Origin of the sequence: Streptomyces sp. NPDC088350 (assembly GCF_044753545.1) — a bacterium.
In the GTDB taxonomy this organism is placed as follows: Bacteria; Actinomycetota; Actinomycetes; order Streptomycetales; family Streptomycetaceae; genus Streptomyces.
In genome coordinates, this window is the sequence record NZ_JBIVNL010000006.1 from 62940 (window position 1) to 76456 (window position 13517).

Annotated in this window: 9 protein-coding genes; 4 read left to right on the plus strand and 5 right to left on the minus strand. The window is 69.6% G+C overall.

Going from position 1 to position 13517, the window contains the following annotated elements:
• Positions 1-24 precede the first annotated feature (24 nt).
• Entirely contained in the window at positions 25-1500 is a 1476-nt protein-coding gene (locus tag ACIQBL_RS21665) for an NF041680 family putative transposase (RefSeq protein WP_401944126.1), read from the plus strand.
• A gap of 563 nt (positions 1501-2063) precedes the next feature.
• Here the strand turns inward: ACIQBL_RS21665 and ACIQBL_RS21670 are convergent.
• Positions 2064-2729, minus strand: coding sequence for a TetR/AcrR family transcriptional regulator (locus ACIQBL_RS21670; RefSeq protein WP_401944128.1), 666 nt, complete (start codon positions 2727-2729; stop codon positions 2064-2066).
• Between the two features lie 78 nt (positions 2730-2807).
• Between ACIQBL_RS21670 and ACIQBL_RS21675 the strand changes: the two genes are divergently transcribed.
• Positions 2808-3788: an amidohydrolase family protein gene (locus tag ACIQBL_RS21675; protein WP_401944130.1), complete on the plus strand. Its 981-nt coding sequence runs from the start codon at positions 2808-2810 to the stop codon at positions 3786-3788.
• Positions 3789-3806: 18 nt separating this feature from the next.
• On the opposite strand, the gene ACIQBL_RS21680 is transcribed toward ACIQBL_RS21675, so the two are convergent.
• From ACIQBL_RS21680 to ACIQBL_RS21695, 4 genes are all read right to left on the minus strand, one after another.
• Positions 3807-4727 carry a pyridoxamine 5'-phosphate oxidase family protein gene (locus tag ACIQBL_RS21680; protein ID WP_401944132.1) on the minus strand — a complete coding sequence of 307 codons (921 nt, stop codon included), beginning with the start codon at positions 4725-4727 and terminating at the stop codon, positions 3807-3809.
• A 166-nt stretch (positions 4728-4893) separates the two neighbouring features.
• A complete protein-coding gene (locus ACIQBL_RS21685; RefSeq protein ID WP_401944134.1) occupies positions 4894-6285 on the minus strand; it encodes a dihydrolipoyl dehydrogenase family protein in 1392 nt (463 codons plus the stop codon).
• 51 nt (positions 6286-6336) lie between these two features.
• A complete protein-coding gene (locus ACIQBL_RS21690) occupies positions 6337-7206 on the minus strand; it encodes an alpha/beta fold hydrolase (RefSeq protein ID WP_401944136.1) in 870 nt (289 codons plus the stop codon).
• 55 nt (positions 7207-7261) lie between these two features.
• Positions 7262-9283 carry a Na+/H+ antiporter NhaA gene (locus tag ACIQBL_RS21695; RefSeq protein WP_401944138.1) on the minus strand — a complete coding sequence of 674 codons (2022 nt, stop codon included), beginning with the start codon at positions 9281-9283 and terminating at the stop codon, positions 7262-7264.
• A gap of 295 nt (positions 9284-9578) precedes the next feature.
• Here ACIQBL_RS21695 and ACIQBL_RS21700 point away from each other — a divergent pair, with 295 nt between their 5' ends.
• Together ACIQBL_RS21700 and ACIQBL_RS21705 are read left to right on the plus strand one after the other, a co-directional pair.
• The gene (locus ACIQBL_RS21700; protein ID WP_401944140.1) at positions 9579-12356 is read left to right on the plus strand and encodes an ATP-binding protein; all 2778 of its coding nucleotides are present in this window, start codon (positions 9579-9581) and stop codon (positions 12354-12356) included.
• Positions 12357-12514: 158 nt separating this feature from the next.
• Positions 12515-13027 carry a CGNR zinc finger domain-containing protein gene (locus tag ACIQBL_RS21705; RefSeq protein WP_401944142.1) on the plus strand — a complete coding sequence of 171 codons (513 nt, stop codon included), beginning with the start codon at positions 12515-12517 and terminating at the stop codon, positions 13025-13027.
• Positions 13028-13517: the final 490 nt, after the last annotated feature.

The window sequence follows — 13517 nt, forward strand, 5'->3', positions numbered from 1 at the left end:
GGACTTGACGCGAAGGCCGTAGTGATGAGTGTGGTGGAACAAGGCGTGCCGTGCGAGCCGTTCGCGGAACTGTCACGCTTCCGGGGGGTCTTCTACGACTGCCTGACCGGGCGGCGCGACGCGCTGTTCGAGCTCACCGACGCGGTGCTGTGCACCGACGGCCCGGTGAAGACCCTGGTCGGCCTGGCGCTCGCACCTGAGCACCGGCCCGGGCACGGTGCCCTGTACGGCGCCCTGAACCGAGGCTGCCTCGATGTCGAGCGGCTGCGGACCGCGCTGGTCGGCCTGCCGCTGCCGCGTGCTGCCGGCGGCCGTCTGGTGCTGGCGGTGGACGTCTCGCCGTGGCTTCGGCCTGATGCTGCCACGAGCGACGCCCGCTCGTTCTGCCACACCTACGGCCGCGGCGACGCCAAGCACCAGATGATCCCGGGCTGGCCCTACTCGTGGGTCGTTGCCCTGGAATCGGGCCGGACCTCGTGGGTCGCCCCGCTGGACGCGGTGCGGCTGCGGCCGGGCGACGACCTCGCCGCCGTCACCGCCGCGCAGCTGAGGGACCTGGTCGAACACCTGATCGCCGCCGACCAGTGGAGCCCGGGCGAACCGTCGGTGTTGATCGTGGCCGACGCAGGCTACGACACGATGCGGCTGGCCTACCTGCTGCGCGACCTGCCCGTGGAGATTCTGGGACGTCTGCGCTCGGACCGGGTGATGCGCCGCCCGGCGCCGACCCGTGCGGAGTTCGCTCTGGCCAACCCTGCTGGCGGGCGGCCGCCCAAGCACGGGAGCGAGTTCATCTTCAAGGACAGCCGGACCTGGGGCGCCCCGGACGCGGAGACGAAGTCCGAGACCACTCGCTACGGCACCGCGCATGCCCAGAGCTGGGACCGGCTCCATCCCGAGCTGCAAGGGCGCGCCGCCTGGCGGGACCACCCCGGCCAGCTCCCGGTCATCGAGGGCACCGTCATCCGCCTCCAGGTCGACCACTTGCCCAGCGGCGGCGACCCCAAGCCGCTGTGGCTGTGGTGGTCACGGCCCGCAGCCGGCCCTGCGGAGACCGATCTGGCCTGGCAGGCATTCCTGCGCAGGTTCGACATCGAGCATTTCTTCAGGATGATCAAGCAGACATTCGGCTGGACCGCTCCGAGACTGCGAGAAGCCGAAGCGGCGGACCGTTGGACCTGGCTGATCGTCACCGCCTACACCCAGCTCCGCCTCGCCCGCTCTCTGGCAACCGACTTGCGACGGCCGTGGGAGAAGCCAGCCGAACCGAACAGGCTCACCCCCACCCGGGTACGGCGCGGGTTCCGACACCTGCACGGCAGAACCTCAACGCCAGCCGCAGTGCCGAAACCCACCCGGCCCGGCCCCGGGCGCCCGCCCGGCTCGAAGAATCGCCGCCCCGCGAACCGCTACGAGGTGGGCCTGCTCCTGGCCACCGGTGAGTCCTACCGCCGACCGGCTCACCACAAGGTCGGCACCAAACCACGCCGCACCGGATAAATCACAAGCTGAAGCTCTGTCCCGGCCTCTGGCCTGGGCGGTGGGAAAACCGACGTTACAGCGCGGGAAACGATCTTCTTGTAGGGGTGCATAGGCCCTGACCGGCAAGTTCCGTCGGTTCCCCACAACGAGAAACCGACGAAACGGGCTCTCACCAGTGACGGAAGTCACGGTGAGAGTCCGTTTCTCGTTGGTGTGCCGGGCTACGACCCGGACGGGGACGTGGCAGGGCCCCGGCGGTGAGGTATCTCACGGTCGGGGCCCTGCTTCGTGTGCTCGGGGTTGTTTTCCGGGGGGTGCTGGGGTGGTGCCGGGCCGTTCGGGCGGTTGGCACCGGGTGGCCGGTGGGTGTCCAGCCGGCCGGCGATAGACCTTCTGTCAGTCCGGGCCGCAGTACTCCAGGGCCTGCCACTGCTTGGCGCCGGCTTCCGGGCTGACGGTGATGGCGTTCTGGTGGCAGACCTTGACCGGGTCCGCCGGGCTGGGAGGCGTCCTCGCCGTAGGTGGCGTCTCGGATGTCGGATGTGGTGCAGGGCCTCAACTGGCCCATTGCAGGCGGACCCTCATCTCCCGGACCTGGGACGCGTTCGCCCCGCTGCTTTGCCCGCCATGCCCGCCATGCCGGCCAGCACGAGCCCGATGGCTGCGTCCGCCTCGGTCGAGAACTCTCCGTGCGCCAGTTTCGGCTGCGGCAGTCGCCGCAGGAGCGCGCCCTGGAAGACGTCGTAGAGCACGTCGGTCGCGAGGGCGGGGTCGGGGAGCCCCTCGGTGAATCCGTCACTCGGTGGTTCCTGGAGCCAGTCGCGCACCCAGTCGCGCAGTTCTCCGGCGAGCCACGAGCGGTGGTGCGGTACGCCGTATCCGCGCAGCCATCCGGTCGTCATCTGCCGGGTCTCGTCCCAGTCGCGCTCTGTCATCAGGGCCAGTTCGTGGAAATACGCCCGCACCCGGTCCGCCGCCGACCCGTCGGATCGGTCCGCTGTGCGGACCAGGGCGAAGGCCATCTCGCCGCGGCGGACCGCCCATTCGGCGGCGATGTCCGTCTTCGCGGGGAAGTGGTTGAACGCGGTACGCCGAGCCACCCCGGCCTGTGCCGCGATCTCGTCCATCGTGGCGCTGTCGAAGCCGCGAGAGACGAACACCTTGATCGCCGCCTCGTAGACGCGCTCCCGGGTGGCCCGCCCGTTGCGCGTCCTCCCGTCTTCCCTCGCATCCCCTGTCTGTCCCATCCGGACATTGTTGCACCTGAGTGCAGCGATCACTTATGTTGCACTCAAGTGCAAGAAGTTCTGAGGGAAGGCCGCATCATGGGCATGGCCAACGGCTGGGCCGACATCCACGCACACTTCAGCCCCCCGACCACGGCAGGGGCTCGCGAGACCCAGTGGCGCGGGTTGAGGGACGTGTGCTTCCTCGCGCCCGAGCCGTACCACTGGACCCCCGAGGCGGCGCTCGCCGTCATGGACCGGCTGGGCATCGCCACGCAGATGCTGAGTCCCGTACCGCTCGCTCCCGCACTTCCGGAACTGCGTGCCTGGAACGACTACGGCGCTCAACTCGTCGCGGACCACCCCGGCCGCTTCGGGCTGCTCGCCGGCCTGCCCACCGACGACCCGGAGGCGGCGCTCAGCGAGATCGAGCGAGGTGATGCGGAAACACATCCTGACGGCTACCTGCTCACCACTCGGCGCTCCGGTGTCGCGCTCGGGGATCCGCGTCTCGTGCCCGTGTGGGAGGAACTCGACCGGCGCGAGGCGGTCCTGTTCATTCATCCGAGCACCGACATCGCCCCGCCGCTGCGGCAGCCCGCCGCGCTCGTGGAGGTGGCCTTAGAGACCACCCGGGCCGTCGTGGACCTCCTCTACACCGGGTTCTTCCGCCGGTACCCGCGGCTCACGGTCGTGCTCGCCCACTGCGGCGGGTCGCTGCCCGCGCTCTCCGGCCGTCTCGGGCTGCTGGGGGCGGAACCGTGGGTGCCCAACCCGCTGGGCCTGACAGCCGAAGACATCCGCACCGACCTGGCGAGGCTCTACCTCGACACCGCCGCGACCGGAACGGACGCCAATCTGGCCGCGGCGGTCACCATGGTGGCCCGCGACCACTTCGTCTACGGCGCCGACGCCGGAGTCCCGTGTTCGAATGAACGCAGCATGGGAGCCAACATCCAGGCGCTCCGGAGCTCCGGTGTTCTTACGCCGGAAGAGGTCGACAAGCTCGGCCGCCGGGCCTTCGGGCTCTTCCCCGCAGCCGCCCGGCGCCACCGCGACGCCGTCACCGCAGAAGCCTGAGAGCGGTCGCGTGGACGATCACTGGTGCAAGGCGGGATTGTGCGGTGAGTAGGTCACATCGCGGTCGCTTGTCAGGGCAAGCCTCGTGGTGCCGGCGCATTCGGGGTGGAAGCGGACACGCCGGCCGGTGCCGTCGTCGTCACCGGGAGCGCCGGGGGTGGCCCACTCCAACTCGGCCGTTCCGGACAGGTGCAGGGCCGCTCCGTCGGCGAAGTCGATGAACAGCAGCGCGGTCGTGGGATCGACGGCTATGTTGCCCATGCTGTTGAACATGTTGTTGCCGGCGTAGTCGGGCCACCACAGGTCGGGGCCGTCGGTCCGGACGAAGCCCGGGAATCCCCCCTTGTGGGAGGTGTCGACGCCCCGCGCAGGGTGGGTGGTTCCGAGGAAGAACGTGTCGGCCCCCGCGATGACCTCGGCCTGCTGCGGTGTGAAGGCCCCCGTCCATGGTGCGACGCCCGCTGACGCCTCGACGCGTGCGGCACCGGGGCTCGGGCGGGTTGCCCTCTGCTGGATGTAGGAGGGGCAGTTCCCGAAGGCTTGCTCGACGTCGATCAGCAGACCGTGGTGGTCGGCCCGGCTGAGGGTGCCGTTGACGCGGAAGCGTCGCCGGATGGCGAAGTCGATGGTCAGCAGGCCGACTTCCTGGTCGGGGGGAAGAGCCTGGAGCGGATCGCCTTCCGTCGGGGAGCTGTGCACCCGCAAGGCGTTCTCCCGGCCTTCGAGGAACCCGGGGGCGCCGAGCAGCGGGGAGGTCCACAGCCGGCCGGCACGGTCCCGAGCCGTCAGCACGGCCAGATCGCGCTGAGCCAGGAACGCCGCTGCCCCGCCTGTCAGCCGCGGTGGTCTGAGCATGCCTTCCAGACGCGCTGCTTCGTGTTCGACTCCGGCCCGGCGCTGGATCCTCAGTTCGCCCTCGTGGAATCCGATGCTGTTCATCGTCGCTCCTGTCGCTGCTCCTGTCGGGATGTGGGGAAGGAGCGCCCGTCGGGGTGGTCGGGGACCCGGCGGGCGGGTCAGTGGTCAAGGTGTGGACTCGTCCCCGCCGTGGATGCATGCGCAGTGGCGTTCGATCCGGGCCCTGGACCCTGTCCTCCATCTCGCGCTACTCAGGCAGGACTTTGTCGAACACCTCGTTGAAGGCTTCGGTGGAGCTGGGGTGGGTGTAGATGGAGTCGCGCAGCTCGGTCGCCGTGATGTGGTGACGGATGGCGAGCGCGACGGTGTTGATGATCTCCTGCGCGTCGATGGTCAACAGCGCGGCGCCGAGGATGAGGTCGGTGTCGGCGTCGACGACGAACTTCATCAGCCCGCGTGTCTCCTCGACGGTGTAGGCACGGGGCATCGCGACGATATCGGCGACGTTCTCGCGGGAGACCTTGATGTTGTGGCCCAGAGCGCGCGCCTGTGTCTCGGTGAGACCGACGGTTGCGAGTGGCGGCGTGATGAACAGGGTGTGCGGTACGGCGACACGGTCGGAGGTGGTGCGCTTGCCCTCGCCGAGCAGTTGGTCGAGCACGATGCGGGAGTCGTCGAGAGAGATGTAGGTGAACTGCTCGCCGCCGTTGACGTCACCGAGAGCGAAGATGTGCGGCCGGCTGGTGCGCAGGTACTCATCGACCTCGATCGCACCGCTCGCGGTCGTGCGAACGCCGGCGGCATCGAGGCCGAGGTCCGAGGTCGCGGCGCGCCGTCCTGTGGCCGGGAGCACCGCCTCCGCTTCGACGGTCAGGCTCTGTCCGTCCTTCTCGTAGCGGATGGTGGAGGTGGTCCCGTTGTCACGGACTTCGACGACCTCGGCCCCGGTGACGATCTGGACGCCGTCTCCGGCGAGGATTCCGGTGGCGGCCCGGGCGATGTCGTCGTCCTCGCGCGGCAACAGGCGCTCGGCTGCCTCAAGCACTGTTACCCGGGAGCCGAAGTGCCGGTAGATCGAAGCGAATTCGAGGCCGAGGTAGCCGCCGCCGACGACGGCAAGGCGACTGGGCAGGCGGTCCTTCTGGATCAGGTCGGTGCTGGTCACCAGATGCCTGCTGTCCGCCAGTCCTGGGATCGCGGGGATGATCGGCTCGGAGCCGGTGTTGATCAGGATGGTCGGCGCGGAGATCGTGATCCGGTCCTCGCCTTCACCGACGCCCACGGTGTGGGCGTCCAGGAACCTCGCGGCGCCGGTGATGACGGTCGCGGTGTCCTTGCCGTCGAGTGCCTCGAAGTTGCCGGCGCGGAAGGCTGCGGTCAGCGCGCGGACTCCGGCGACGGAGTTCGCGAAGAACTCCGGCGCGTCGTCCTCCAGACGCTTCGCGTTGGAGTAGTGGACCAGCATCTTCGTCGGGACGCAGCCCACGTTGGGACAGGTGCCGCCGTACATGTTCTCGGACTGCTCGACGAGGACGACGCGCTTCCCGGTGTCGGTGAGCACGTGCGCGGCTGTCTTGCCGCCCTTGCCGAAGCCGAGGACGAGAACGTCCGCGGACAGGGCCGTAGGTGTGGATCGCATGTCTTGCGTTTCCTTCCCCGCAGGTGATGCGGATCGACGGAGCGGACGCGGTCAGCCCAGGACGCGGCCGAGGAAGTCGCGGATGTGGTCGGCGATGACGTCGAGGTGGCTTTCCAGCGCGAAGTGCCCGGACTCGACCAGGTGGATCTCGGCGTCGGGCAGATCGTGCTGGAACGCCCGCGCGCCGTCGGGCCCGAAGATCTCGTCATTGGCGCCCCACACGGCCAGGAGCGGAACCTGGGACTCGCGGAAGTACCGCTGGACGGCCGGGTAGAGATCGACGTTGGTGGGATAGTCCCGGAACAGCTTGAGCTGGATCTCGTCGTTGCCGGGGCGGTCCAGCAGGGCCTGGTCGTGGACCCAGTTGTCCGGGCTGACCAGGCTGGGGTCGGCTACGCCGTTCACGTACTGCCAGCGGGTGACGTCCGCGGTCAGCGCACCGCGTACGGGCTCTTCCGTCCGGGGACCCGGAGCCTGTGCGTAGGCGAACAGGCCGTCCCAGAAGGGCTTGACGAAGCCGTCGACGTAGGCGTTGCCGTTCTGGGTGACGATGGCCCTGATCCGCTGCGGATCGCTGAGTGCCAGACGCCACCCGACGGGGGCGCCGTAGTCCTGGACGTACATCGCGAACCGGTCCACACCGAGCTGTTCCAGCAGACCGGCCGTGATCTCGGTGAGGGCGTCGAAGGTGTAGGGGAACGCCTCCGGTGTCGGCATGGCGGACTGCCCGAAGCCTATGTAGTCAGGGGCGATCACCCGGTAGTGGTCGGCGAGCGCCGGGATCAGATTGCGGAACATGTGCGAGCTGCTCGGGAAGCCGTGCAGCAGCACGAGGACGGGGGCCTGCGGGTCTCCCGCCTCCCGGTAGAAGACCTCCAGGTTGTTGACGGTGGTGGTGCGGTGGTGGACGACGCTGCTCATCTCGGGCCTCCATGGCTGTTCTGTGTGGTTGCGTTTCCGATTCACCATCGGTGGCCTAACCCGTGATGCGGCTCGGAGGGGCCAGGTACTGATCACCGGCATTCCGCTGACGTTCTGGTTCCGGTTCAGTGGGACCGGGGTCCTCGACGGACGCGTGAGCCCGTGCCTCGCCGATGACCCTGGTCAGCGTCGCGGGGTCCTGTGGTCCGTCGTGACGCCGGTCGTTGATGAAGAATGTCGGGGTCCCCGCCACGCCGCTGCGGTCTGCCGAGTCGATGTCCCGGTGCACCCGTGCGGTGTACGGATGCCGGACGAGATCGTCGCGGAACCGCTCCACGTCCAGGCCCAGCGTGGTGGCGTAGGTGATCAGGTCGTCGAACCGAAGGTCGTCCTGGTGGGTCAGCAGCAGGTCGTGCATCTGCCAGAACGCGCCTTGGGCGGCTGCGGCCTCCGCGGCTTCCGCGGCGAGCTGCGCGTAGGGGTGCACGTCGTGCAGGGGCAAGTGCCGCCATACGTAGCGGATGTCGGGGTTCTCGGCGAGCAGCTTGCGTGCTGTCGGCGCGACCATCTGTGTCCACGGGCACTCGAAGTCCCCGTACTCGACGACCGTGACTGCGGCGTCTGCGGGTCCGTGGATGTGGTCCCACGTCGGGTCCACGGGAGCGACCAGGTCACTGAGTTCGGGTGTGGTGCCCAGCAGGGCACGCGTGCGGACCGGGGCGGGCAGCAGTCCGATGAGCCAGTAGACGGTCAGGCTCAGTACGGAGGCGCCGAGCGCCGCGGCGAGCACGCCGAGTTTCGCCTCCTCCAGCGCGGTGCCCGTGAAGGCCAGCCCCGCTATCAGCAGCGAGACGGTGAATCCGATGCCGGAGATCGTGCCGCTGCCCAGTACACCGGCCCAGCCGACCTGGGGGCGCAGGGCGCCACGGCTGACGCGGCCGATGGACCACGACGCGCCGACCACCGCCAGGGGCTTGCCCACCACGTAGGCGAGGAAGATCCCCACGGCGATCGGTGCGGTGACCGACAGGGCGAGTACGTGCGGGGTGATGACGATCCCCGCGTTGGCCAGCGCGAACAGCGGCACGATCAGGTAGCTGGTCACCCGGTGGTACGTGTGCTGGAGGCGTGCGTTGGCCGACAGCGTGCCGGTCAGCCCTCGTGTGGCCGACCTTGCCAGTTCCGGGGACGGCTGCTCCCGGAAGAGGCGGACCAGCGTCGTCGCCTCTTCCAGGGCATCCCTTCTCGGGACGTAGGCCGAGGTCGCCAAACCGATGGCGAGCCCGGCCACCACCGGGTCGATGCCGCCGGCCAGCAGGGCGGCCCACATCGTCACGGCGAGAAGGGTGAAGACGGGCTTGCGCCATCGGTACTGCAGTCGCCTGCTCAGCAGGAGGAAGGCGTACGCCGTGATCGCGACGGCGAGCGCGGGGAACTTGAGGTGACTGCTGTAGACAACGGCGATGACCACCAGGGCGACGAGGTCGTCGACGACGAACACGGTGAGCAGAAACGTCCGGACGCGTTCGGGCACGCCTCGGCCGACCACCGAGAAGACGCCCAGTGCCAGGGCGGTGTCCGTCGACATCGCCGCACCCCAGCCGTGCGCACCCGCACCGGAGTGGTTGACGGCGAGGTAGATCAGCACGGGGACGGCCATGGCGGTCAGCCCGGCCGCGGCCGGCAGTGTCAGCCGGCGGTGTTCGCGCAGCTCACCCAGATCGAACTCGCGTCGCGCCTCCAGACCGACGACCAGGAAGAACAACGTCATCAGCCCGCTGTTCACCCAGGTACGCAGGTCAAGGCCGGCCGACAGCGGACCGAACCGAACCGTGAACACCCACGACCAGAAAGTCTCGTACCCGGCGGCGGCGACATTGGCCCAGACGAGGGCCGCGACGACCGCCGCGACGAGGACCCGGGCGCTGCCCGACTCGGTCCGCAGGAACGCGCGCAGCGGACTGGTGGTCGTGCTGGACATCGACATCCTGCCCGCACTCATGTCCATGCCCGCGCCCCTGTCCATTCCCGTGCCCATGTCGTCCACCAGTGCCGCGGTCGCGCTTGTCGGCTGCATCGGTTCGCTCCCTGGGTGCGGGTCGGTCGTGGTCGGAGGCTGTGGACAGCCGCCCCATATCTAACCTGTCATTCGATGTTTGATGGTTAGAACTCAACCATCTGCGCAAGTAACCTGTCAAGGAGTTCTTAACGGTTAGGGAATGGATGTCCCGGCGGCCGTGAAGCCGCAGATGACTGCCGCAGGTCATGGTGCGGGGCTCGGTTGAAGGGTGCGGCTGACGGGACGGTGACCGCATCCGCCACTGGCTGGCCTCCGCCGCCAGTGCGCCGGGGCACGCGAGTAATCTGGAGTTGTGCATGCACCTGCGGATCCGCCGGCTTGGAGACGCGCGGCGGAGCTGACGGGCCGCCACGCCGAGTGCGGGGGACTCGACCGGTTGATCGGGGACGTTCGCTCCGGGGGGAGCCGGGCGCTGGTCCTGCACGGCGAACCGGGTATCGGCAAGACGGCACTGCTGGAGTACCTGACCGTGCGGGCGCTCGGGTGCCGGGTCGTACGCGCCGCGGGTGTCCAGTCGGAGATGGAGCTCGCCTTCGCCGGGCTGCATCAGCTGTGCGCACCCCTGCTGGACCGCCTCGGCCATCTGCCGGTGCCGCAGCGCGATGCGCTACGGACCGCGTTCGGCATGAGCGAAGGGTCGGCTCCGGACCGGTTCCTGGTCGGTCTGGCGGTGCTCGGCCTGCTGTCCGAGATCGCGGAGCAGCAGCCCCTCATCTGCCTGATCGACGATCAGCAGTGGCTTGACCAGGCGTCGGCACAGGTCCTCGCGTTCGTCGCCCGTCGCCTGGGCGCGGAGTCGATCGGCCTGGTCTTCGCCGCCCGTGTCGTCGGCGGCGACCTGGCGGGGGTGCCGGAGTTGGCCGTCGGCGGGCTGCCCGAGGCTGATGCGCGGGCGCTGCTGGACGCGGTGCACGCCGGACCGATCGATACGCGGGTTCGGGACCAGATCGTCTTCGAGGCGCGGGGAAATCCACTGGCCCTGCTGGAACTGACACGGGGACTGACGCCCGGAAAGCTGGCCGGCGGGTTCGGATTCCCGGCCCTGGTACCACTCTCCGGCAGCATCGAAGAAAGTTTCCTGCATCGCGTCGGCGTCCTTCCGGAACAGACCCGGCGGCTGATGCTGATCGCGGCGGCCGACCCGTCCGGTGACCCGGCGCTGGTGTGGCGGGCGGCAGGCCGACTCGGGATCGACGCCGACGCGGCCGGGCCGGCTGCCGAAACCGGCCTGGTCGAAATCGGCCCCCGGGTGAGGTTCCGCCACCCGCTGGCCCGCTCGGCGGCCTACCGCTCGGCGTCGGCGCAGAACAGACGGGAAGCGCATCGGGCGCTGGCCGAAGTCACCGACCGGCAGCTCGATCCCGACCGGCGCGCCTGGCACCGCGCGCAGGCCGCCCCCGGGCCGGACGAGGACGTAGCCGCCGAGCTCGAACGCTCGGCCGGGCGGGCCCGGGCACGCGGCGGCCTGGCCGCGGCAGCCGCCTTCCTGAAGCAGTCGGCGATTCTCACGCTCGACCCGGCACAACGGGCCGGTCGGGCGCTGGACGCCGCGCAGGCCACGATCCAGGCGGGCGCTCTCGACGTGGCGCGGGACATGCTGGCCATGGCCGAAGCCGGGCAGCTCAGTGACGTCCAGCAGGCAAGTGTCGACATGATGCGAGCCCAGCTCGCGTTCATCACCAGCCGGGGCGGTGACGCTCCGGCACTGCTGGTGAAGGCGGCCGAGCGGCTGCGGCCCATCGACGCGGACCTCTCCCGCGCCGCCTACCTGGACGCGCTGCTCGGCGCGATCTTCGCGGGGCGACTGGCCGGTCCCGGCGGCGATGTGTCGGAGGTGGCCGAGGCCGCCGTCACGGCACCTCCGCCGCGGCGGGCCCCGCGGGCTCCGGATCTCCTTCTCGACGGCACGGCCGCGACCCTTCATGTCGGATACGCCGCCGGAGTACCGGCCCTGCGCAGGGCACTGGCCGATTTCGGAGCCGGAATGTCCACCGAAGAGGAACTGCACCGCATGTACCTGGCGTGCATCACGGCCATCCGGCTCTGGGACGACGACAGTTGGGAGACGCTCTCGGCCCGGTACGTCCGGACGGCGCGCGAGACCGGCACGCTCAGCGAGCTTCCGCTGGCCCTCACCGCACGTGTCTACATGCTGCTGTTCGCCGGTGACCTGCCGGGCGCGGCGCTACTGACCGACGAACTGCAGGCGGTCAAGGAAGCGACCGGGAGCGGCCTGGCGTCCTACGCGGCCCTCGGTCTGGCCGCGCTGCGCGGTGACGAGACCGGCGGATCCGCCCTGATCGACGCCACCCTGGAGGATGTGACCACGCGCGGCGAGGGTATCGGGATCACCTATACCGAGTGGGCGAGCGCCGCCCTCAACAACGGCCTCGGCCACTACGACAAGGCTCTGGCCGCGGGGCTGCGTGCCACCGCGTACCACAAGGATCCCGCCGGGATGTGCTGGCCCCTGGTCGAGTTGGCCGAGGCCGCCGCACGCTGCGAGATGCCCGAGGCCGCGACCGACGCCTGTCGCCGGCTCTCCGAGATGGCCGATGCCAGCGGAACCAACTGGGTCCTGGGGGCCGCGGCCCGGTCGCACGCCCTGCTGAGCGAAGGTGCGACAGCCGAACGTCTGTACCGCGACGCGATCGCCCGCTTCAGCAAGACCCGCCTGCGTGTCGATCTCGCCCGGGCGCACCTGGTGTACGGCGAATGGCTGCGCCGGGAACGCCGCCGCAACGACGCACGCGAGCAACTGCGCACGGCCCACGGCATGTTGGAGGCCATGGGCATGGCGGCGTTCGCCGAGCGTGCCGCCCGTGAGCTGAGGGCCGCCGGCGGAACCGCCCACCAGCGCGCCGCCCCGGCCCGGTTCGAGGAACTGACCGCCCAGGAGGCCCAGATCGCCAGGATGGCCCGCGACGGCCTGTCGAACCCCGAGATCGGCACCCGCCTGTTCATCAGCGCGCGCACCGTTCAGTACCACCTGCGCAAGGTCTTCACGAAGCTCGGCATCACCTCACGCAGCCAGCTCGACCGCGTCCTGCCCATCGGCCCCGCCGACTGAACGGTCGTCATCCGCTTCCAGGTCGAGTATCACCATCGCGGAGCACGACACGTACCTAACCTTCAAAGTGGGCTACAGTGGTTATGGCGACCTTGTGGGACGGCTCCGCCTCCTTCGCCATAACCGGTAAAACTGGATTTACTAGTTACGGAGTTCCGATGGTGATCGACCAGGAGCAGGAAGACACCCTGCTGGAACTGCTCAACACCACCCCAGTGGTAGGCGGCGCGGTACAGGACCTGCTCAATGCACCCGGAGCGGAAGCGTGGCAGCGTGCGCAGGGGTGCAGCGGAACCGAAGAGGAGCGAGGCCATCTCCTGCGGGCCCGCGAAGTCCTGCAGGCCGTGGTCCGCGGCGACTACGACGCCGGCGCCTTGTCCGAACTCCTTGACGGCGTCGTCTACAGCCCCGGCGTCGACGATGAGGGCCTGGTCTGGGACCTTCAGGCACCACCGGAGCGTCGAGCGGCCGTACAAGCGGTACTGACGTGGAACGCGCTGCATCAGAACAAGCCCGGTCGGCTCAGGCCGTGCGCCAACCCCGCATGCCGGTTGTTCCTCCTTGACCGCAGTAAGCCGAACAAGGCGCGCTGGTGCTCGATGGCGGTGTGCGGCAACCGGATGAAGGCACGACGTCACTACCAGCGGGTGCGCGAGGAGACGGCTGAGTAGCACCGCACGGTACGGCGGTTGCCCCGGGACAGCGTTCCACGGCTCCGTTGGTCTTCCCTGCCGGCCTGCGGGTTCCCCGTGGCCGACGCACCGGCGGCGATGGCCAGCCAGTGGCGGATGCGGCCGGTGCCCCGACAGCGGCAGGCTGCGGAAGAGACGCGACAGTCGCGTGGGGCGGGGCGCGAAGGGAGGAGAAATGACGGCAAACCACGACCGCTACGAATCCGTCCGTGACCAGCGGCCGTTCCACCAGGACGCACGCCCGTCCGGCGGGCCGAAGGCCATGCGACGGCATACCTGCCCGGTGCGCCGGAGCAGCGCCCGGCGGGCCCCGACGTCGGGTCCCACGACTTCGCCTCGGTGGCCCTGCCCAGCAACAACGCGGTGCAGCGACGGCCGGTCGCCGACTGTGTCGGCAACCTCCCGCTGTACCCGCGGCCGCTAACTCCACCCGCGCAACAGCCAGGTGTCTCCGCCCGCCGTCTCGGGC